24 protein-coding genes and 1 other annotated feature are annotated in these 20,399 nt (G+C 43.5%); of the genes, 5 read left to right on the top strand and 19 right to left on the bottom strand.

The annotated features are described in order from the left end of the window. Positions 1-207: 207 nt before the first annotated feature. Together C5Z26_RS10285 and C5Z26_RS10280 are read left to right on the top strand one after the other, a co-directional pair. Positions 208-813: a sunset domain-containing protein gene (locus C5Z26_RS10285; protein ID WP_105449859.1), complete on the top strand. Its 606-nt coding sequence runs from the start codon at positions 208-210 to the stop codon at positions 811-813. A gap of 19 nt (positions 814-832) precedes the next feature. Next, positions 833-1,816: a DNA/RNA non-specific endonuclease gene (locus C5Z26_RS10280; protein ID WP_105449858.1), complete on the top strand. Its 984-nt coding sequence runs from the start codon at positions 833-835 to the stop codon at positions 1,814-1,816. Positions 1,817-2,008: 192 nt separating this feature from the next. On the opposite strand, the gene rplL is transcribed toward C5Z26_RS10280, so the two are convergent. From rplL to C5Z26_RS10195, 17 genes are all read right to left on the bottom strand, one after another. After that, on the bottom strand, positions 2,009-2,377 hold the full coding sequence (gene rplL, locus C5Z26_RS10275; RefSeq protein WP_105449857.1) for a 50S ribosomal protein L7/L12: 369 nt from the start codon (positions 2,375-2,377) through the stop codon (positions 2,009-2,011). A gap of 52 nt (positions 2,378-2,429) precedes the next feature. Beyond that, the gene (rplJ, locus tag C5Z26_RS10270; RefSeq protein WP_105449856.1) at positions 2,430-2,933 is read right to left on the bottom strand and encodes a 50S ribosomal protein L10; all 504 of its coding nucleotides are present in this window, start codon (positions 2,931-2,933) and stop codon (positions 2,430-2,432) included. A 29-nt stretch (positions 2,934-2,962) separates the two neighbouring features. Next, positions 2,963-3,076, bottom strand: a sequence feature (ribosomal protein L10 leader region). 56 nt (positions 3,077-3,132) lie between these two features. Further along, the gene (gene rplA, locus C5Z26_RS10265; RefSeq protein WP_105449855.1) at positions 3,133-3,822 is read right to left on the bottom strand and encodes a 50S ribosomal protein L1; all 690 of its coding nucleotides are present in this window, start codon (positions 3,820-3,822) and stop codon (positions 3,133-3,135) included. Between the two features lie 98 nt (positions 3,823-3,920). Next, entirely contained in the window at positions 3,921-4,346 is a 426-nt protein-coding gene (rplK, locus tag C5Z26_RS10260; protein WP_105449854.1) for a 50S ribosomal protein L11, read from the bottom strand. Between the two features lie 101 nt (positions 4,347-4,447). Then, a complete protein-coding gene (locus tag C5Z26_RS10255; protein ID WP_105449853.1) occupies positions 4,448-5,335 on the bottom strand; it encodes an alpha/beta hydrolase in 888 nt (295 codons plus the stop codon). A gap of 24 nt (positions 5,336-5,359) precedes the next feature. After that, positions 5,360-5,908 carry a transcription termination/antitermination protein NusG gene (gene nusG / locus C5Z26_RS10250; protein ID WP_105449852.1) on the bottom strand — a complete coding sequence of 183 codons (549 nt, stop codon included), beginning with the start codon at positions 5,906-5,908 and terminating at the stop codon, positions 5,360-5,362. A 107-nt stretch (positions 5,909-6,015) separates the two neighbouring features. Beyond that, positions 6,016-6,201 carry a preprotein translocase subunit SecE gene (gene secE / locus C5Z26_RS10245; protein WP_105449851.1) on the bottom strand — a complete coding sequence of 62 codons (186 nt, stop codon included), beginning with the start codon at positions 6,199-6,201 and terminating at the stop codon, positions 6,016-6,018. An 11-nt stretch (positions 6,202-6,212) separates the two neighbouring features. After that, entirely contained in the window at positions 6,213-6,362 is a 150-nt protein-coding gene (rpmG, locus tag C5Z26_RS10240) for a 50S ribosomal protein L33 (protein WP_105449850.1), read from the bottom strand. Positions 6,363-6,427: 65 nt separating this feature from the next. After that, positions 6,428-6,985, bottom strand: a complete 558-nt coding sequence (locus tag C5Z26_RS10235; protein WP_234005678.1) for a sigma-70 family RNA polymerase sigma factor — start codon at positions 6,983-6,985, stop codon at positions 6,428-6,430. A 191-nt stretch (positions 6,986-7,176) separates the two neighbouring features. Then, complete coding sequence (locus C5Z26_RS10230) at positions 7,177-7,719, bottom strand: YacP-like NYN domain-containing protein (RefSeq protein ID WP_105449849.1); 543 nt, start codon at positions 7,717-7,719, stop codon at positions 7,177-7,179. A gap of 2 nt (positions 7,720-7,721) precedes the next feature. Next, entirely contained in the window at positions 7,722-8,501 is a 780-nt protein-coding gene (gene rlmB / locus C5Z26_RS10225; protein WP_105449848.1) for a 23S rRNA (guanosine(2251)-2'-O)-methyltransferase RlmB, read from the bottom strand. Beyond that, positions 8,491-8,901 (bottom strand): Mini-ribonuclease 3, encoded by a 411-nt coding sequence (locus C5Z26_RS10220; protein WP_105449847.1) that lies wholly within the window; start codon positions 8,899-8,901, stop codon positions 8,491-8,493. The genes rlmB and C5Z26_RS10220 overlap by 11 nt, the downstream gene beginning before the upstream one ends. A 1-nt stretch (position 8,902) precedes the next feature. After that, positions 8,903-10,315, bottom strand: a complete 1,413-nt coding sequence (gene cysS / locus C5Z26_RS10215; protein WP_105449846.1) for a cysteine--tRNA ligase — start codon at positions 10,313-10,315, stop codon at positions 8,903-8,905. 307 nt (positions 10,316-10,622) lie between these two features. After that, on the bottom strand, positions 10,623-12,113 hold the full coding sequence (gltX, locus tag C5Z26_RS10210; RefSeq protein WP_105450175.1) for a glutamate--tRNA ligase: 1,491 nt from the start codon (positions 12,111-12,113) through the stop codon (positions 10,623-10,625). Between the two features lie 164 nt (positions 12,114-12,277). Next, positions 12,278-13,462 (bottom strand): PIN/TRAM domain-containing protein, encoded by a 1,185-nt coding sequence (locus tag C5Z26_RS10205; RefSeq protein ID WP_199774966.1) that lies wholly within the window; start codon positions 13,460-13,462, stop codon positions 12,278-12,280. 20 nt (positions 13,463-13,482) lie between these two features. Continuing rightward, complete coding sequence (gene radA / locus C5Z26_RS10200) at positions 13,483-14,859, bottom strand: DNA repair protein RadA (RefSeq protein WP_105449845.1); 1,377 nt, start codon at positions 14,857-14,859, stop codon at positions 13,483-13,485. Positions 14,860-14,973: 114 nt separating this feature from the next. Continuing rightward, a complete protein-coding gene (locus C5Z26_RS10195) occupies positions 14,974-15,510 on the bottom strand; it encodes a dCTP deaminase/dUTPase family protein (RefSeq protein ID WP_105449844.1) in 537 nt (178 codons plus the stop codon). 138 nt (positions 15,511-15,648) lie between these two features. On the opposite strand from C5Z26_RS10195, the gene C5Z26_RS10190 reads away from it, so the two are divergent. The 3 genes from C5Z26_RS10190 to C5Z26_RS10180 all read left to right on the top strand — a co-directional run bounded on the left by C5Z26_RS10190 (position 15,649) and on the right by C5Z26_RS10180 (position 18,070). Next, positions 15,649-15,930, top strand: a complete 282-nt coding sequence (locus tag C5Z26_RS10190) for a GNAT family N-acetyltransferase (RefSeq protein WP_105449843.1) — start codon at positions 15,649-15,651, stop codon at positions 15,928-15,930. Positions 15,931-15,978: 48 nt separating this feature from the next. Beyond that, positions 15,979-16,662 carry a ribose-5-phosphate isomerase RpiA gene (gene rpiA, locus C5Z26_RS10185; protein ID WP_105449842.1) on the top strand — a complete coding sequence of 228 codons (684 nt, stop codon included), beginning with the start codon at positions 15,979-15,981 and terminating at the stop codon, positions 16,660-16,662. A gap of 76 nt (positions 16,663-16,738) precedes the next feature. After that, the gene (locus C5Z26_RS10180) at positions 16,739-18,070 is read left to right on the top strand and encodes a C1 family peptidase (protein WP_105449841.1); all 1,332 of its coding nucleotides are present in this window, start codon (positions 16,739-16,741) and stop codon (positions 18,068-18,070) included. 126 nt (positions 18,071-18,196) lie between these two features. On the opposite strand, the gene C5Z26_RS10175 is transcribed toward C5Z26_RS10180, so the two are convergent. Continuing rightward, positions 18,197-19,537, bottom strand: a complete 1,341-nt coding sequence (locus C5Z26_RS10175) for a dihydrolipoyl dehydrogenase family protein (protein WP_105449840.1) — start codon at positions 19,535-19,537, stop codon at positions 18,197-18,199. 174 nt (positions 19,538-19,711) lie between these two features. Continuing rightward, positions 19,712-20,392 carry a 2,3-bisphosphoglycerate-dependent phosphoglycerate mutase gene (locus tag C5Z26_RS10170; protein ID WP_105449839.1) on the bottom strand — a complete coding sequence of 227 codons (681 nt, stop codon included), beginning with the start codon at positions 20,390-20,392 and terminating at the stop codon, positions 19,712-19,714. Between the last annotated feature and the right edge of the window lie 7 nt (positions 20,393-20,399).

Here is a 20,399-nt window from a genome sequence, read left to right as displayed (position 1 = left end):
CTAGTTTACAGTCTCATCATCATGGCTTTGATTAACTCACATAATTAAGTTCCGTAAACCAATCGCCTGTCAGTTATTAATCATAATTTCTAAAATTAAGGAAAAATGCCTATTTTTGCGTATTTAAGCATTTTTATTAAATTACCACTTTACCCAACGTAATCCGTTCTTGTATAATATGATTATCATACTTTGGAGGGGTACTTTATGCATTTTGGAAAACCTGTTTTAATTGCACTTTTAAGTCTGACGATTCTAAGTGGTTGCGCGCAGTCAACGGCCACTACCACACCTAAGATTGTCACCCGGACTAAAACAAGCTATGTCAGCAAACGGACTGCCGCAGATACTGCAGCTTGGTCATCAGCTAAAGCTGTCAGTCGAGCTAATGCCGCTTCGGCCAAACAACTCAGTCAACAGTCTTCGACTTTAACCCAAGCCAGCTCACAATCGAGTGCGCTAACTGCCAGTCAATCATCGGCACACTCAGCATCAGTCGCTGCGTCATCTTCGCTGGCTACTAGTACGAGTTCCGTACTGGCAGCCAGCGTTAGTAGCAGTCATGAGGCTTCAAAAGCTGCCTCACAGCAAGCAGCCACCGCCACATCAACCCAAACCACTAAAGCGACCAGTACCAATCGCTTTAGTGGCGACACCGATACTGCCCAACCTGGCCGGATTGTTGGTAATACGCATTCTAAAATCTATCATGTTGAGACGGACCATAACTACCGTATGGCAGAGAAAAATGTTAGTTACTTTTCTACTGAGGAAGCTGCTCAAGCAGCCGGCTATCGCAAATCATTACGCTAATAAAGGAGTCTAACTAACTATGGGATATTTATTATTAATCGGCGCTATTTATTGGAGCTGGCATCTTTACCAACGGCGGCATTTACGGGGAAAACGGTTCTTGCGACACAGCTGGCCCATTATCATTTTGTTACTACTAAGTCTAGGGGCTTTTAATCTTAACAGCACGGCTGCCACTAAACCTAAGACGGTAACTAAAACAAAAATTGTCAAAAAAACGCATCATATCACAGTTAAGCATGATACTAAGTTAGCAGATTTAATTGCCGCTAATCAGCGCTCCACTGCTAGTTTGAAAAAAACAGCTCAAAAATTAACCAGTCGTAAAACCACCATTGATCATCAAAAAGCACAGAATAAGACTGATGGGGCTACTAAAACAACCGCGGCGACCACGATGAAGACTAGCGGTAACCCAACTAACACTGCGTTAGCCAATCAGCAGTATCAAGGTCACCCGACCGTAACCATCAACGCGAATAATCCAGCCTTTAGTGCTGCGGACTTAACGACTCGCAATGGTGCCTGGCAAAAGTATGGTGACTTAGACCGATTAAATCGCCCGACCACTGCAGGCGCCTTATTAAATCAAAGTTTGATGCCCACAACTAAACGAACGGCCTTAACAGTTGCCCCTACTGGTTGGCATAATAAGCGAATTGCCAGTGGATGGTTATATAATCGTAGTCACTTGATTGGTTATCAATTAACCGGGCAAAATAATAACCCGAAAAACCTCATTACTGGGACCCGCTCACTGAATGATCCCGAAATGGTTACTTATGAAAACCAAGTTGCCAACTATTTACACGCTAGCCCGGACCACTACGTGCGTTACGAAGTGAAACCAATCTTTAAAGCTGACAATTTATTGGCTAGTGGCGTGCAAATGCGGGCCCAATCCATTGATAGTTCGGCTGTTAGCTTTAATGTTTACATCTTCAATGTACAAAATGGCATGACGTTAAATTATCAAACTGGAACCAGCCGTGTTGCTAATTAAAATGATCCGCTAACTAACCACCCGGTTATTAAGCAAACTGTCGTCAACGCAAATACCCGCTAATCGTTAGGCAAATAGCCAAACAATTAGCGGGTATTTGCGTTGATCCAGATTTTTTAGCTTATACAAAAAACCACGCCACCATGTTGCCATGGTTAGCGTGGTCCAGCGTAGTCCGCTTAAGTAATTAAATTACTTAAGGGTAACAACGCCACCAACTTCTTCAAGTTTAGCCTTGATATCGTTAGCTTCGTCTTCTGAGACGCCTTCTTTAACGATTGAAGGAACGCCATCAACAAGGCCCTTAGCATCTTTCAAGCCAAGACCAGTGATATCGCGAACGGCTTTAATAGCCTTAACCTTTTGGTCGCCAGATTCAGTTAATTCAACATCGTATGAATCCTTAGCTGCAGCAGCATCGCCACCGGCAGCGCCAGCAACAGCAACTGGTGCTGAAGCTGAGACATCGAATTCTTCTTCGATAGCCTTAACTAAGTCGTTTAAATCTGAAATTGAAGCTTCTTTTAATGAGTTGATAATAGTGTCTTTATCAAAAGCCATTTTATGTTCCTCCATTTTGTATGAAATTAATTTTTTTGTTTACACCAACAGCCTAAGCTGCGTCTTCGTCGCCCTTTTCAGCAACCGCCTTAACAGCGTATGCCACGTTACGAACAGGTGCTTGTAACATATTAGCAATAGTTGCCAATAATTCTTCACGTGATGGTAAGGTTGCATATTCTTGAACTTCTTCAAGAGAGGCAACTTTGCCTTCAATCACGCCACCCTTAAGTTGAAGGGCGTCAGCTGTCTTAGCAAAGTTAGCTAAAATCTTAGCTGGAGCAACGGGATCTTCTTCAGAGAAGGCCACCGCCGTAGGACCAGAAAAGACATCATTCATGTCAGCATAACCAGCTTTTTCAGCAGCCCGTACCATGATTTTATTCTTGATAACGCGCATCTTGACACCGGCCTCACGCAATTGCTTACGTAAGTCAGTTACTTGTTCAACAGTTAAACCACGATAATCAACTACAATAGCTGATACAGCGCTCTTTAATTGTGCCGTAACTTCTTCGACTTCTTTTGCTTTAATAGCAACAGTTTCTTTACTCAATAGATTCACCTCCCAGAATTTTGGTTCAGGGATTTATAAAAAAATCCCTATGTCCACCAAGACATAGAGAAAAACAATGTCCTCGGCAGGTATGTTTGAGGCCGTTAAGCCACCTGAGTCTTAGGTAGAGATATTACTTAACCTCTAGTAATCTATCACAGATCACCTAAGCGGTCAATTGTTTTAAAAAACTTTGTCCTTAAAATGAAGCTAAGTCAACACGTACGGCTGGCGTAAATGTTGAAGTAACAACTAAGTTTTGAACGAAAGTCCCACGTACTGAGGCAGGACGAGCTTTGATGATAGTGTCTTCAATGGTCTTGAAGTTACCAACTAACTTGTCAGTATCAAATGATACCTTGCCAACAGGAACGTGAACATTACCATCACGGTCAGTCCGGTACGTTACTTTACCGGCTTTTGAATCGTTAACCGCTTTAGCAACATCCATCGTAACAGTCCCAGTCTTAGGGTTAGGCATTAAACCTTTAGGTCCAAGTACCCGACCTAAACGACCCACTTGGGCCATCATGTCTGGGGTTGCGATTGCAACGTCAAAGTCTAACCAACCGTCTTGAATCCGGCCAACTAGGTCGGCTTCACCGACAACGTCAGCACCGGCTTCTTCAGCTTCTTTAGCTTTGTCTCCCTTAGCAAAAACGATAACTGTTTGTTCTTTACCAGTACCGTTTGGTAGGACAACCGCGCCACGAAGTTGTTGGTCGGCTTGCTTTGTATCAACGTTTAATTTGAAAGCAACTTCAACGGTTGCATCAAACTTTGCGAAATCCATTTTTTTAACCAAGTCTACCGCTTCAGTTACATCGTAAGCTTTGTCATGATCAACTAGCTTAGCGGCGTCTTGGTATTGTTTACTTTTATTTGCCATCTAAGTGTTTTCCTCCTTGCAAATGTGGTTCAAACGGAGATTTCCTCCCACTTGACACATTCATTTTGATGAAGTGTCCGACTACTCTCGGTACTGAATTAGCCTTCGACGGTGAATCCCATACTCCGAGCAGTACCTTCGATCATGCGCATAGCTGCTTCAACGTCAGCTGCGTTTAGATCTTGCATTTTAGTTTCAGCGATTTCCTTAACTTGAGCTTCAGTTACCGTAGCAACCTTGTTCGTGTTAGGTTCACCAGAACCGTGTTCAACACCAGCAGCTTTCTTTAAAAGAACGGCAGCAGGTGGGGTCTTGGTAACGAAGTCGAATGAACGATCCTCATAAACCGTAATCACAACGGGAATGATCATACCTGCTTGATCAGCGGTACGCGCATTGAAATCCTTTGTGAAGCCCATGATATTGATACCTGCTTGACCTAATGCTGGGCCAACTGGCGGAGCTGGTGTTGCCTTGCCCGCAGGAATTTGTAATTTAACAACGTTAGCTACTTTTTTAGCCACGAGACATTCCTCCTTAGTCCGTGATGTGGTAAATGGAGCAGAGTTTTTGCTCCTCCCACGTGAACGTGCATACGTGACGCACAAGCATCATTGTAGCATATCTACTTTTCGTCATCAACCGTTTTTATTTTATTCGGATATAAAAACTGAATAATTTGCCGGTCAACCTCATAATTTTCATGCAATCGGGAATGCCGAGCATTTTTTCCATGCACAACAAACTCTTGATAGCGATTAACAGTCGTCCGCAATAAAAAGCGTAATGACAGGGCACTATTCATCGCAACGGCGCCATCACTTTGAAACTTATCACCAATGTTACCCGCAATATTCAAATACGAAATCGTATTCGGCAACTGTTGTAACGTCCGTAAAAAGTAATTATAAACCGGGGTCGTTGTTGTTGGCCCAGTCGCCGTTAGGGGATGATTTTCAATCGGATAAGTGTTTTGACCCACTTCACTATCGTTAAACGGTGCCCCGATTGTCACCACTTTGCGAACCTCTGGCAAATTAGCCAAGCGCGCCGCAGTCGTTAAATATTGAAATAAAACTACCCCACCCATGGAATGCGCGACTAAATTCATGGTCTGTACATGTTCGTGGGCCAATAAATATTTCACTACTGCTAGGACCCCGGCTGCTTGGGCACGGACGGCCACGCGTGGTGTTGCAAAAATTAATTGTACCATCGGTCGATAGGGATCTAAATGACCGGTTACGTGCGGATGATTATGGCGATCAATCCAAACAACCAACGACTTATTCGCAATTTTTCCCATGACAAACCGCTGTAACATCCGTCCAAATGAGAACCGATTCCCTGCATATCCGGGAATAAACAACGTCACTGCGCTGTCATCGGCCGTCTGCGGCTGCTGACTAGTCACTAAATGCTGTGGTCGCCCATATTGCCAAAACTTATAACTGATGCGACTGATCATGCCAATTATGATCACCGCGATAATAATCAGAATTAATTGTGACATGCTTGCCCACCAGCTTATTTAAAATTATTGAATTTGATCAACTTGGTCGAAATCAAGTTCTGTACTCGTTTCACGGCCAAACATGTTGATATTGACTTTTAATTTCAACTTTTCAGTATCAATTTCGGTGATTTCACCAGCCAAACCTGAAAAGGCCCCATCAATGATGGTCACTTGTTCGCCAACTTCAACGTTAAGTTCTGTATGCCGCGCACTCATACCTAATTGATGTAAAATATCTTCTGCTTCTTCTGGTAACAATGGCGTTGGCTTACTCCCTTGACCATGTGACCCCAAGAATCCAGTAACCCCTGGCGTATTCCGGACAATGTACCAAGCTTGGTCAGTCATGACCATTTCAACTAAGACATAACCGGGGAAGACCTTTTTCATTTCAACTTTATCTTTCCCATTTTTAACTTCATGAGATTCTTCTTCTGGCACGACCACTCGGAAAATATTATCTTCCATGCCCATTGATTGGACCCGTGATTCCAAGTTAGAACTAACTTTGTTTTCATAACCAGCATAAGTATGTAGCACATACCATTTCTTTTCAACAGATTCGACCATGATTAAACTCCTTTAAGAATGTCTTTTAAGTAAAACAAAAAAACTTCGCCAAGACGAAGTTTTTCTTTCAATAACCATATTATAACAAATTTATTGCTAAAAGGCCATTAATGCAAAGCCGTTAACATGTTTAAAAGCAATTGGATGACCCAATCGAATAACGCGAAAAACGCCACGAAGAACAATGAGGTTGAGATAACCGTCCATGAATCACGCCGATTTTCTCGCCAAGTTGGCCAAGTGACCTTTTTCATTTCGTGTCCGACCAATCCAAAAAACTTAAATAATCGCATAGTTAGTCCCCCTACCGCGTTTCACGATGAAGTGTATGTTGTCCACAGAACTTACAAAATTTCTTAACTTCTAAGCGGTTAGTTCGATTAGGATTGGCATCAATCGTATAGTTTCGCGAACCACAAACCGTACATGCCAGTGCAATTTTCTTATGTGCCATCGATACTACCTCCATAATTATCAGGTCTAACAGTATCATGGAATTTTTCGAATGTCAATTTAATGCTAGCTTGCTAATTGCTGACGAAGCTTACGGCGACAACGATCAGCCGCATTAGTGACCGGTGCTAAACCGACATCTAAATCACGGGCGATGTATTGCGGTGAATAGCCAGCTAGTAAGGCGGTAAAGACTTGGCCTTCAAAGCTAGAACATTCTTTCGCAAATTCAGCCACGATATTGCGCACGTGCACAATATCAACTGCCATGAGATTGGTTACTAATAAGGCATCATTACCATCGTCCATTCCCATATCTAAAGATAAGATATCATGTTCAGGATGCCGTTTTTTGGCCTGCGAACGCCGAATCAAATCAATGACTTGGTTATTCAATAACAACCGGTAAAAAGCGCCAAAACTACACGCATGCCGTTGATCGTACTCACTAGCGGCTCGATGAATCGCAATTCGGGCCTCTTGTAACCAATCATCCTCATCATAATTTCGGATAAAGTACTGGCGGCGCAACTTTAAAACTACCGGCAAATATTGTTCAGCTAAATCAATAATACTTTGATTGTCTCCTTGTGCTGCTAACGCAATTAATTGCTGTTCGTTCAAATCGTATTCCCCGTTTCTGAATTACAGAAGCCGCATCGTCCAGTGTCTGCAAACTGAATATACACGGGGCTTTAACACGACACAAGCGAACATACGTTTTTGATTTATACTAAAAACTAGTTAAACAATTAATTAAATTTCAACTTATTATTGAGCCATATTAGAATACAATTTTGTCAGCAATAAATTGACTAATGATGATGCTTCGAATGTTCCCGTTCTAACTGTTGCCGATATTGATCTAAAGCCGACAATTGTTGCGCATCCCAAGGTGATTTTCGCACTGAACCTAAGTCCTGACTACGCACGGCAGTATGCCGAACTTCTTTCAAAGCTTCATGGACGCGTTTCCGCAATTCTAGTGCCGGAATTCGCAAGGCCCCTTCTGAAAAAATAACCCATTGTTCCGCTTGATCACTAGTGGCAACCGTCACTTGCATCACCCGTGATTGTTGGTCAGCGGCATACTTTTCAATGTAACTATCAGCCGTTTGATTTTTACTCGTCCAGACAATTTCCAAATCAGCTTGCCGGTAACGTTTTGAATTACCCGGCACATACATCGCATCAAAAATAACACTAATATTTAAGCCAGTGATTTTTTTATATTCGGTCAAAACGTTCAACAGCTCATCACGCGCATCTGGTAATCGATCGCTTTGTTTCAGCCGATTCAATTCTGGCCAATTACCAATCATATTATATGCATCCACAATTAATAATTGTTGTTTCATTATTAATTTCCTAACGGATGGCGCGACGTGTAACCTTGATAAATCAATAAACTAGCTGCGACACTGGCATTTAGACTCTGAACATGGCCAATCATCGGAATCGTGAGCATCTCATCCGCGGTCTTTTGTAGCAACGGTGAAATCCCCTTACCTTCATTGCCAATAATCAGGCCAACTGCACCGCTAGCATCCCAACGCCGATAATCGGTGCCATCCATTGCGGTCCCAAAAATCCAAAGGCCAGCCGTCTGCAATTCTTTAACCGTTTGAACAAGGTTCGTGACCCGGGCAACCTTGACGTGTTCGATGGCGCCCGTTGACGTCTTAGCGACCGTACTTGTTAAGCCCACTGCTCGCCGCTTAGGAATGATAATGCCGTGGGCCCCCGCTGCATCTGCAGTCCGCATGATGGAACCAAGATTATGGGGATCTTCAATATTATCCAAAATTAAGAAAAATGGTGGTTCTTGCTTCGCCTTTGCCACCGCAAATAAGTCATCGATGGTCGCGTATTCAAAAGCGGCCACGCCAACTGCAACCCCTTGATGGTTCGCGTTATCGGTTAACCGATCTAACTTTTGCTTCGGCACATATTGGACAATCAGATGACGTTTCTTAGCAATCTTAGCAATATCATTTAAAACATCAGCTTGTAGACCACTTTGAATAAAGACTTTATTGATTTGTTGTTCACTCTTAATGGCAGCCATCGCTGGATGACGGCCAATCACAAAATCAGCTGGTTCTTGATCATTAGTAGGTTGTTCATTATTAATTGACATTTGAAAGCCTCCCTTCATCGACTTGGGTGATACACCAATTCGCTAACGTGGCAATTCGTTCCGGTTGCGCCGTTAGCTGTAAGTAACCAAAAATCGCTTCAAAGCCGGTTGAAATTCGATACGTTAACACATCGGTATGTTTTGCCGACGTATGACTTTTAGCATTCCGCCCACGTTTGAAAACATCCGTTTCGGTTGCCGTTAAAATCGCCTCAGCCTGCATCCGTTTAATCAGTGCTGCTTGCGCTTTAGCCGACACATAATGCGTCGCATGGTGATGTAATTTCGTGGGCTTAGTATACCCAATTTCAATTAAATGTTGCCGAATAAACGGTTCATAAACTGCATCACCGAGATAGGCTAAGGCAATCCCATTTAATTGTTGATAATCAACTGTCATATTAATCCTTTCTGAACCGGACCCCTTGGGGGGTGTCTTCTAAAACGATCCCTTGGGCCTTTAACTCATCACGAATTTGATCCGCTTTGGCAAAGTCTTTCGCTTGCCGAGCTGCCTCACGTGCCGCAATCAGCGCTTGGATATCAGCGTCGGCTAAAGTGGTCGTTTCAGTCTTCAAGTTAACCCCAAAGACTTGCACCAACTGAGTTAATTGGGCAATCAAAGCTTTTAACGTTGCCACTTGAACGACTGGTTTAGCCGCATAGATATTCGCTAACTTAGCTAATTCATAAACCGCAGCAATCCCATTTTGCACATTGAAATCATCGTCCATCGCCGTCACAAAATGAGCCGTTAACGTCGCTAGTTGGGCGGTCACCGTTGCATCGGTACCAGCCGCCGCATCTTTTAACCGGTAAGTTAAGTTGGTAAAAGCATTTTGTAACTTACTTAAATTATTTGCCGCTTCGGCTAAATTCTTCTGGCTATACTGAATCGGCCGCCGGTATTGGGTCGTTGCCATAAAGAACCGTAGTGTTTGCGGATCAACCTGTTTAATAATATCATGAACCGTCACAAAATTACCTAAAGATTTGCTCATCTTTTCATTGTCATCACCAACCGTGACGAACCCGTTGTGTAACCAATAGTTAGCAAATTTTTGGCCAGTCTTCGCCTCACTCTGGGCGATTTCATTTTCATGATGTGGAAATTCCAAATCTTGACCGCCACCATGAATATCAATCGTCGCTCCTAAATACTTCGTCGCCATCACTGAACATTCAATATGCCAGCCTGGACGACCGGCACCCCACGGCGATGACCATGAAATCTCACCTGGTTTCGCACTTTTCCAGAGTGCGAAGTCAATTGGATCAGCTTTGCGATTCGTTTCTTCATCAGCGGTATGCTGACTAGCGCCAACTTCCAAATCATCAATTCGCTGATCAGAAAGCTGACCATAGTTTTTAAACCGTCGCGTCCGATAATAGACATCGCCAGCTGATTCATAAGCATAATCTTTGGCAATCAAAGCTTCAATAAAGGCAATAATTTCAGGAATGTTTTCTGAAGCCCGGGGATGGGCCGTCGCCGGTTCAATATTGACTGCTTTGGCATCCGCCATAAATGCTTTAATAAACCGATCAGCAATCGCTGGCACCGTGGTCTGATCTTGGGCCGCGCGCTTGATCATCTTGTCATCGACATCGGTAAAGTTGGAAACATAATCAACCTGATAGCCACTATATTCTAAATACCGCCGAATCGTATCAAAAGCAATTGCCGAGCGGGCATTGCCAATATGAATATAGTTATAAACGGTCGGACCACAGACATACATTTTAACGACACCCGGGGTAATTGACTTAAAGGGTTCCTTTTGCCGGGTTAGGGTATTAAATACTGATAACATTGCTGACCAGCTCCTCTCAACTCATCATAATTTTCATTTTTAGATTGCTTTAGTTTAACATGCCACCGGCCTACTTGCGGCCCGGTGCCAAAAAAGCGCCTTTAATATCAAAGGAATAACTTCCTCTGATACAAAAGACGCTTGACGCGTGTTTCCACTCTTGCTTCACCGGCGGACCGGTCTCATTACTGGGATAACGGCCACCCGCCTGTTCAGCTGATAATCGCACTGCAACTTGCGGCATCACGACTTCACAGTTACCGTCGCTCTCTGAGGACTTCGCAAGGTTGCTCTTATTATCAAACAGTTATTTTGCTAAAGTTGCAATCATTGCATCTAAATGCTTCATTGTGGTTTCACGACCTAATAATTCAATCGTTTCTGGTAATTCAGGACCGTGCATTTCATGACTAACTGCAATCCGGATTGGCATGTATAATTGACGACCTTTAATCTTGGTGTCTTTTTGAATCGACTTGATGGTCTTTTGAATTTCAGTAGCTTCAAAGACATCAATCGTTTCAATCCGTTGCCGGAATTCTTTTAAAACCGTTGGTGCCGTTTCCACTGCCAATTCAGCTTTCGCTTCATCATTGATTTCAGCGGGACCATTAAAGAATAAGTCGGATAATTCAACTACTTGACCAGTGTAACTCATCTGGTGCTTAAATAATGAGACTAACGTCCGGGTCCATTCAATCGTATTCATATCTGGACGCTTAGGTAAACGACCAGCCTTAATCAATTGTTGGATTGACATTGAAAAAATCTCATTTTCAGGCGCTTTTTTAACATATTGATTGTTAATCCATTCGAGCTTCTTACCATCAAAGGCGGCTGGTGACTTGCTCAAGCGAGTTTCATCATACATCTTGATGAAGTCACGCTTGGTGAACAATTCACTTTCACCCACTGGTGACCACCCTAATAAGATAATGAAGTTTAACATCGCTTCTGGTAAGTAACCTAATTCACGATATTGTTCGATGAATTGGAGCACTGTTTCGTCACGTTTGCTTAACTTCTTACCCGTTTCGGTATTGATAATTAAGCTCATGTGACCAAACTTAGGCGCTTCCCACCCAAAGGCTTCATAAATCATTAATTGTTTAGGCGTATTGGCAACGTGATCATCACCACGGAAGACATGGCTAATTTGCATCAAATGATCATCAACTACCACGGCAAAGTTATACGTTGGCATGCCATCCCGCTTTTTGATGACGAAATCGCCACCCACAGTCTTAGATTCAAAGGAAACATGACCTTTAACCATGTCATCCCAAGCATAAGTCTGTGCTTCAGGGACGTGGAAACGAATAACTGGCGTAATCCCAGCTGCCTTAGCCGCTGCAATCTTAGCCGCTTTTTCATCTTCAGTCATGCCTTTAAATTCATACACGTAATGTGGCATTTCTTTACGCGCCTTTTGCGCTTCACGTTGTGCTTGTAGTTCATCTTCGGTCATGTAAGACTCGTAAGCCTTACCTTCATCAATCAATTGTTGAATCAAAGGATCATAAAGTGACTTCCGTTCAGACTGACGATAAGGACCAAAATCGCCGCCCTTATCAGGACCTTCGTCCCAATCAATCCCTAACCAAGCCAAATTATCCATTTGGCTCTTTTCGCCATCTGCGATATTCCGCTTCAAATCGGTATCTTCAATCCGCAGAATGAACTTACCCTTATTATGTCGGGCAAATAAATAATTAAATAACGCTGTCCGAGCATTACCAATGTGTAAATGGCCAGTTGGACTTGGTGCGTAACGCACACGAATCTTGCTCTTTGCCAATGTCATTAACGCCTCTTTCATATTTTTATTACAATATAAATGCTAAACTTGCATTCATTTTCCGGCAAAATTGCCGAAGCGCGCTCATCAGTAACCACGAACGGTTCCAATAAACAGACTACTAGTTTAGTTTACAATGTTTATCCTTAAAAATAAAGTTTTGCCTAGGATTTCGTCGACTTATGCCGCTGATTAGTCGTCGACCGTTCATGAGACGGCTTACTATGCCCCTTATCACTATCTGACTTGGCTGAAATACCACGATTAGCATGTGCCAACCGGGCAAAAATCATCCGCCCAGCGTCTGTTTGTAAGGCACTCGTAACTACCACATCAACCTTTTCATTGATGTAGAACTTACCGTCTTCGACCACAATCATGGTCCCATCATCTAGATAGCCAACCCCTTGTTGCCGTTCACTACCATTTTTAACGACCATGACCGTCATCTCTTCACCCGGAATCACCCGTGGTTTCAAGGATTTAGCAAGCTGGTTGATATTAAGCACCTGCACATTTTGAAATTCAATGACTTTGTTGAGATTATAGTCATTAGTCACAATGACCCCGTTCACTTTTTTAGCCAACTGAATTAATTTAGTGTCAACTTCAGGGATATCTTCAAAATCACCCTTATACATTTCAACTGGAATAATGTGGTCACTTTGTAGCTTATTCAAAATATCTAAGCCGCGCCGACCACGAACTCGTTTGATGCTATCCGCTGAATCCGCGATGTATTGTAACTCGTACAACACAAAGTTAGGCACTAATAGCGTTCCTTCCAGAAAGCCAGTCTTCACTAAATCATAAATCCGACCATCAATTAAAATATTGGTATCCAAAATTTTATAATGATGATAATTTTGATCAGGTTGCGCATCCGTAATCTCAGGTGACGTTTCTTTTTCACGCCGTTTGAAATTAAAGACCTTCCGCCATTCATCAATTCGGGTGGTCCCAACACGTGCCCCAATGTACCCAAAAAACAGCATCAAAATTATTGGGACGACCGTGTTCAATAAGAATAATGGACTACGATTGAATAATTGCGAAATCAGAACCGCGATCAGTAACCCAATAATGAACCCAACGCTCCCGAATAATAAGGTCATCGGGTTTTGTTTGGACAAGTTTTTCTCGACCCGGTCCACTAATTTGACTGCTGCATTCGCTAAGAATAATGACAACACCCACAAAAATAGTGCCCCGAGCAAAAAATTAGTAAAAAGATTATTTAATAATGGATTTGGTTGCGACCAAATCGTGGCCCATAGAAACGGTAGGTAAGTTAACCCTAACGTCCCACCGACTATCACGAATACGAGTCGTACCGTTAACTTCTTCATGGCGTCAGCCCCTTTGTTATTTAATTTGGCTGTTGTAATGCTAATTGTAACGCTTCTTTTAGTGTGGCAACGCCAATCACATCAATTCCTTTAGGAATATCCCAGCCTTGCAGATTATTCTTCGGAATAAAGATTCGTTTGAACCCTAACTTGGTGGCTTCACCAACCCGTTGTTCAATCCGATTAACCCGGCGAATTTCCCCAGTTAGCCCCACTTCACCCACAAAACAATCACTTGGACGGGTTTGCTGATCGCGATAACTGGAAGCGACGCTCACGGCAATCGCTAAGTCAATCGCTGGTTCATCTAATTTTACGCCACCAGCCGCCTTGAGGTAAGCATCTTGATTTTGTAACATCAAACTCGCTCGTTTTTCGAGGACCGCCATAATCAACGAAACACGATTATGATCTAACCCACTGGCCGTCCGCTTGGCATTACCAAAAACCGTTGGTGTCACTAACGCTTGCACTTCCACCAAGATGGGCCGAGTCCCTTCCATCGAAACAACAATTGCCGAACCCGTCGCATCCTTTAAGCGTTCTTCTAAGAAGATTTCAGAAGGATTGGCGACTTCAAATAACCCCGCTGTCCGCATCTCAAAAATCCCCAGCTCATTCGTTGACCCAAACCGATTCTTAACGGCCCTTAAAATCCGGTACGTATGGTGTAAGTCCCCTTCAAAGTACAAGACGGTATCCACCATATGTTCCAGAATCTTCGGCCCAGCAATGGCGCCACCTTTAGTCACGTGCCCAACGATAAAAATAGTAATGCCGTTGGTCTTCGCAATTTGTAGTAATTCAGCCGTGATTTCACGAATCTGCGCAACCGACCCAATCGCTGATTGCACATCAGGTTCTTGCATGGTCTGAACGGAATCAATGATGACATATTGCGGATTAGTTGCTTCAATAGTCGCCCGAATATTAGCCATATCCGTTTCGGGATAGAGGTAAAAGTCTTCGCTTTCAACCTTTAACCGATCCGCACGCATCTTGACTTGTGAGGCACTTTCTTCACCCGTAACGTAAAGCACTGAGCCACCAGTATCGGCAAGCTGACCTGAAACTTGTAACAGCAAGGTGGATTTACCAATCCCCGGATCACCCCCGATTAAGACGAGTGAGCCAGGAACTACCCCGCCACCTAAGACCCGGTTAAACTCATTTAACTTGGTCTTAACTCGGGGGGTCTTAGTCAGTGAAACTTCCTTTAGTCGTTGCGGTTTAGCTGTTTTTCCAGCAAAACTCACACGTGACTTACGATCAGGTTGCTTATCAACATGTTCTTCAACTAACGTGTTCCATTCGCCACAGTTGGGGCAACGCCCCAAATACCGCGGCGTGGAATACCCACAATTGGAACAAACAAACTGTGTTTTAACTTTTGCCACTAACTCGTTTCCTCCAATCCAACCGTTAAACTAATGATTAAACCCAGATAACTTTTATTTTACCATTAATAACGCTGAAAACCGTCAATTTACCTTGTTTTAACTCTTTTTTAGCTATTTACCGCTCGACCCAAAACCACCAGTTCGCGTTGTCTGAACCGTTGTCTCATCAGTTGCCGTTAAATAAGGCGTGAAAATCCCCTGTGCCAGCCGTTCACCCTTTTTTATCTGAACATCTTGAATACCGAAGTTGATCAGTTGAATAAAGATTTCGCCTTCATTATTCGGATTATCATAATAATCGGCATCAATGACACCAATACCGTTTGGCAAAATCAGCCCGCGCTTTAACGGATTACTGGACCGATTGGCTAAAAGTAAGTATTCGTCATCATTCATGTAAGCCTTGATCCCAGTTGGCACTAAAAACGGTTTTAGCGTCTTAGTCGCTGCAGCCAAGTCGGCAGTTGAACTAGGGGTACCATGACGTAACTGCCAAAGCACTTTAATAAAGTTTAGTTTCCAAATTGAAGGTAGCTTAAAATCAACTGCGGCTTCAAAATCATACCCAGCAGCTTTTTTTGTGGTGCGGTAAGGCAACCGTAAGTCTTGGGTTGCATATTTTTGAACAATTTTAAATCCACGTGCCATCTTAAAACGCCTGCTTTCTGTAATTAATGATAGTGTTCACATTTTACCATACTTTCAGCCAGAGTATCGTTGACAAAACAGGCATTTATCGGTTTAATTACCTTAAGTTATAAAACCCTTTACAAGGTGGTGATAGCAATGGAATTCATCCGTGAACCACATCGTTTTTACTTTAACGACCAGCAGGGACAACTCGCTGGCGAAATTACTTTTCCTGCCATTAATCAAGACCAAACTTGGGTCATTGAACATACTTTCGTGCGTGATGATTTTGGTCATCAAGGTCTCGCTGCTCAACTGACTTTAGCTGTGATTGACGCCGCTCGGGAGTCACACAAACAGCTGCAGCCATTATGTCCATATGCCAAAGCCTTCTTCGACCGACATCCTGAATACGCCGACTGTTTAGTTCAACCCTAACTTACCGCATTTTAAAAATCAGTGATTTTATACAAAGGAGTCCCGCAAATGACACAAGATCAATTGAAACAACTCGTCGGTCGAAAAGCCGCAGCTGCCGTTCAAGATGGCATGCAAGTGGGCTTAGGCACCGGTTCAACCGTTAAATTCATGGTTGATGCCCTTGGTGCTCGTATTAAAGCCGAACATCTCAACATTGTTGGCGTCTCAACCTCTAACCGCACGGCAGAACAAGCCAAAAGCTTAGGCATTCCGATGAAATCCGTGGATGAAGTCGATCACCTCGACCTCACGATTGATGGCGCAGACGAAATTTCTACGACTTATCAAGGTATCAAAGGTGGCGGCGCCGCACTATTATTTGAAAAAATTGTGGCCATTAATTCCGACAAAGTCATGTGGATCGTTGACGAAAGCAAATTAGTCGACCAATTGGGCGCCTTTGGGTTACCCGTTGAAGTTATCCCTTATGGCAGTCAACACGTCTTCGAAAAAATGGCAGCACGCGGCTATCATCCTGTTTTCCGTAAAGTTAATGGTGAATTTGTTCGCACCGATTCTAATAATTATCTCATTGACTTACAAATCGACCCGATTACAGACCCTCACGCACTCGCCGATGACTTAATCCACATGGTAGGTGTGGTTGAACATGGGCTGTTTCTAGACATGGTCAATACCGTCATTGTCGGCCATGCCGCTGGTCCGGAAGTCATTAACGTCCGGCCTTAATTTTTACTGACCGAATCACTTGCCGGTGAGCCATTAAACCGCTACAATTAGAAACAGATTAAAGGAGCGTGATTTTTTGAGTAAAGCAATTAGTATGGATCAAATCGCTAATTTTCAAGCCGATTTAGATCAACGAGCCGATGCCAAAGTCATCGAACGTAGTGTCACTAAGAATGGGATTTTGGCTAGTAGCCAAGATATTCAAGCCATGAGTCAAACGACCCCCGTCTTCTCAATTGATTTGGATACCGGGAGCGTTGCCAACCAAAAACAAAGTGGGCGTTGCTGGATGTTTGCCGCATTGAATACGATGCGCCACGCCTTGGCTGACCAATTCAAATTAAAGGATTTTGAATTATCGCAAAACTATACCTTCTTCTGGGACAAATTCGAAAAAGCCAACTACTTCTATGAAAATGTCTTAGCGACCGCCACTGAACCAACTAGTAGCCGTAAAGTTGCTTGGTTAATGACGACACCACAACAAGATGGTGGGCAATGGGACATGTTAGTTGCCATTATTCAAAAGTACGGTATCGTGCCTAAGAGTGTCATGCCTGAAACTTATAACAGTTCTAAATCCGCTGAAATCAATAGCACCCTTAACTTAAAGCTCCGTAAAGATGCCGTTGAATTGCGCGAATTAGTCGCTGCTAAAACAAGTGCGACTGCGATCCAAGATCGTAAGGAAAAGATGTTGAACGAAGTTTATCGGATGCTAGCGATTGCCTTTGGCGAACCCGTGACTGAGTTTGACTGGGAATACCGCGATGATGATAAAAACTATCACATTGATCAAGGGCTAACACCTCAAAGCTTCTTCAAAAAATACATTGGCTGGAACTTAGATGATTACGTTTCAATCATCAATGCCCCAACTGACGACAAGCCATACAACCACACCTACACTATCGAAATGTTAGGGAATGTCTTAGGCGGACGTGCGGTTAAGCATTTGAACGTTTCAATGGCTGACTTCAAGCAATTAGCAATCAAGCAATTACAAGCTGGACAAAGTGTCTGGTTCGGTTGTGATGTTGGTCAATCTTCTGACCGGCAAAAAGGCATTATGGCAACCGATGTTTATCGTAAAGATGAATTATTCGACGTCGATTTAGCCATGTCAAAAGCTGAACGGCTCGATTATGGTGAAAGCTTAATGACTCATGCCATGGTCATTACCGGTGTCGACCTAGTGAATGGTCAACCAACCAAATGGAAGGTTGAAAATAGCTGGGGCGATAAAGTTGGGACCAAGGGCTTCTTCGTTATGAGCGATGCTTGGCTCGATGAATATTGCTACCAAGTCGTCGTTAACAAACAATTCTTAACGGCTGATTTGAAAGCGGCACAAGCTGAAGAACCAACTGTTTTGGCCCCTTGGGATCCAATGGGCGCCTTAGCTTAAGTTAAAACACAATATCACCAAACGAGATTTGGTCAAAAAAATAGTCACTTCAAGAAGTTTCACAACTAATTCTTGAAGCGACTATTTTGCTTTTACCCGCAATGGTACCGAAACGTGGCTTAAATTTTAAAGTTGACCCCAAGCTGAAGCTGAAATCGTTGGGAATAAATGAACGAGCCGTTCAAATTGCGCGGGACCATACTTAAACGTAATCGCTGGGAGCAACGTATCAATCACATCCGCCGCTTGATCACTGACTTCAGTCGCCCCAACTAAATGTTGGTCTTGATCAAAGATCAAACAGTTATCGCCGGTGGTTTCTTGCCCCACTTGGCGATACCAATCATCAGGAACGTGATGGGTAACCACGCGATATTGATCAGGGTGCGCTAAGGCAGTCGCGGCAGTGACCCCAACCTGTGCCAATCTTGGTGATGTAAAGACCACCGTTGGAATAGCTGGATAATCAATTGGTGCCGTCGTTTCACCAGCAAACGTATGCATCAAATACGTGGATTCAAAAATGGCAGTCGGTGTTAAGCGTGGTTGTATTTTATCAATCACATCTCCCGAGGCATAAATATTAGGGACACTAGTTTGTAAATGATCATTAACCACGATGCCCTTAGCATTATAAGTGACACCGACTTTTTCCAAGCCCAGATTTTCAACATTTGGTATCCGGCCCGTCGCATCTAAGATCCAATCCGTTGACCAGGCAGATTGCGTATCCGTCTCAACTTGGCACTGATCACCAACCGCTTTAACCGCCGTCACTACCGTTTCACGATAGATTTTAACACCCTTAAGTGTTAACTGTTGTAAGAGCTGTTCAACATAAGGCTGATAAAAATGGCGTAAGGCTTGCTTACCACGCAAGACCAAGGTAACTGCACTTCCTGCAGCTTGGGCAATTGTTGCAAATTCTAACGCAATATAGCCGCCACCAATAATGGTTAATTGTGCGGGTAACTTCGTTAAGCTCAAAAAGTCCGTACTGTCATGTAATAAGTCAGCCCCAGGAATATTTAACTGGTGCGACCGTAGTCCCGTTGCCAAAACAATGTTTTCAGCCGTACACGTTTGTGACCCCACTTTCACTGTATGGGCATCAACTAACGTCCCCCGGCCTTGAATCAGGTGCACGCCACTATTGGTCAATAGCCCACCAATTGCAGCGGGTAAGCCATCAATAACGGCCTTTTTATGCGCCATATTAGCCGTCCAGTCAATCTTAGTGGTCCCTGTTAGAACTGGTTTTAGCGCAGCTAGTTGTCGTTGTAATGCGACGGGGGCATCCAACGTAATCTTGGCATTACAACCACGATTAGGACAGGTTCCTCCAATTAAGCCCGCTTCAACGACGGCGACTCGAACCCCCTTAGCAGCTAATGGAATGGCCCCATCAAAAGTACCGTGACCACTACCAAGGTATAAAACGTCAAAATCATAATCAGATTTAGTCATTAGTTTTCCTCCCAAAAATTAGCTCAGCCAACGAGTTGTGCACAACTCACACCCCATTCTAACGAGGCCTACATGCAAACACAACTAACCCCACTTTTAAACGGGACTTAGTTAAGCGAGCTAAAAAGCTAATTTTAGACAAAAAAAAGCCAGGGTCACGACCACCCCAGGCTTTTAGCTCAATTCAGTCTTATTCACAATGTTCAGTCGGTCGTCTAATTGATAGCAAATAGGCACACCATTAGCTACTTCGACACCATCAATCCCAGTATCACTAATATGTTCTAAATATTTGATTAAGGCCCGTAACGTACTACCATGGGCTACGATTAACTGATTTTTACCCGCTAACAACCGTGGCGCCACCTGATCAATCCAGTAGGGCATAATCCGCTCATAAGCCATCTGTAGACTTTCAGCTTGCGGTTCAACGGCCGGACCATTAGTCGTATAACGCCGGTCATGACTCAATTGACTGGGTGCTAATAACGGTGGCACCGTATAAAAACTCCGGCGCCACTGTTGGACTTGCGCCTTACCATAAAGTTGCCGCGTTGTATCTTTATTTTGTCCCCGTAATGCGCCATAATGCCGTTCATTCAAACGCCATGACTTATATTCTGGTAACCAAAGCTGGTTAATCTCTGCCAAAATCAAGTTTGCCGTGACAATGGCCCGCTGTAAAACCGACGTATGCACTGCTTCAAATTGGATGTCTGCCACTTGTATCCGTTGCCCAGCTTGACGGGCCTGAGCGATTCCTACTGGCGTTAAGGGTACATCACTCCAACCAGTATAAGTATTATCACGATTAGCCGTACTCTCACCATGTCGTACAATTACCAATTCTGTCATTATCTCT

The organism is Lactobacillus sp. CBA3606, assembly GCF_002970935.1.
In the GTDB taxonomy this organism is placed as follows: domain Bacteria; phylum Bacillota; class Bacilli; order Lactobacillales; family Lactobacillaceae; genus Lactiplantibacillus.
This window is presented reverse-complemented; position numbering and strand designations above follow the sequence as displayed.

Coding starts and splice junctions, on each gene's coding strand:
- C5Z26_RS10285 (WP_105449859.1), top strand. CDS start 208: ATGCATTTTGGAAAACCTGTTTTAATTGCACTTTTAAGTCTGACGATT.
- C5Z26_RS10280 (WP_105449858.1), top strand. CDS start 833: ATGGGATATTTATTATTAATCGGCGCTATTTATTGGAGCTGGCATCTT.
- rplL (WP_105449857.1), bottom strand. CDS start 2,377: ATGGCTTTTGATAAAGACACTATTATCAACTCATTAAAAGAAGCTTCA.
- rplA (WP_105449855.1), bottom strand. CDS start 3,822: ATGGCAAATAAAAGTAAACAATACCAAGACGCCGCTAAGCTAGTTGAT.
- C5Z26_RS10255 (WP_105449853.1), bottom strand. CDS start 5,335: ATGTCACAATTAATTCTGATTATTATCGCGGTGATCATAATTGGCATG.
- nusG (WP_105449852.1), bottom strand. CDS start 5,908: ATGGTCGAATCTGTTGAAAAGAAATGGTATGTGCTACATACTTATGCT.
- secE (WP_105449851.1), bottom strand. CDS start 6,201: ATGCGATTATTTAAGTTTTTTGGATTGGTCGGACACGAAATGAAAAAG.
- rpmG (WP_105449850.1), bottom strand. CDS start 6,362: ATGGCACATAAGAAAATTGCACTGGCATGTACGGTTTGTGGTTCGCGA.
- C5Z26_RS10230 (WP_105449849.1), bottom strand. CDS start 7,719: ATGAAACAACAATTATTAATTGTGGATGCATATAATATGATTGGTAAT.
- rlmB (WP_105449848.1), bottom strand. CDS start 8,501: ATGTCAATTAATAATGAACAACCTACTAATGATCAAGAACCAGCTGAT.
- C5Z26_RS10220 (WP_105449847.1), bottom strand. CDS start 8,901: ATGACAGTTGATTATCAACAATTAAATGGGATTGCCTTAGCCTATCTC.
- cysS (WP_105449846.1), bottom strand. CDS start 10,315: ATGTTATCAGTATTTAATACCCTAACCCGGCAAAAGGAACCCTTTAAG.
- C5Z26_RS10205 (WP_199774966.1), bottom strand. CDS start 13,462: ATGAAGAAGTTAACGGTACGACTCGTATTCGTGATAGTCGGTGGGACG.
- C5Z26_RS10195 (WP_105449844.1), bottom strand. CDS start 15,510: ATGGCACGTGGATTTAAAATTGTTCAAAAATATGCAACCCAAGACTTA.
- C5Z26_RS10190 (WP_105449843.1), top strand. CDS start 15,649: ATGGAATTCATCCGTGAACCACATCGTTTTTACTTTAACGACCAGCAG.
- rpiA (WP_105449842.1), top strand. CDS start 15,979: ATGACACAAGATCAATTGAAACAACTCGTCGGTCGAAAAGCCGCAGCT.
- C5Z26_RS10175 (WP_105449840.1), bottom strand. CDS start 19,537: ATGACTAAATCTGATTATGATTTTGACGTTTTATACCTTGGTAGTGGT.
- C5Z26_RS10170 (WP_105449839.1), bottom strand. CDS start 20,392: ATGACAGAATTGGTAATTGTACGACATGGTGAGAGTACGGCTAATCGT.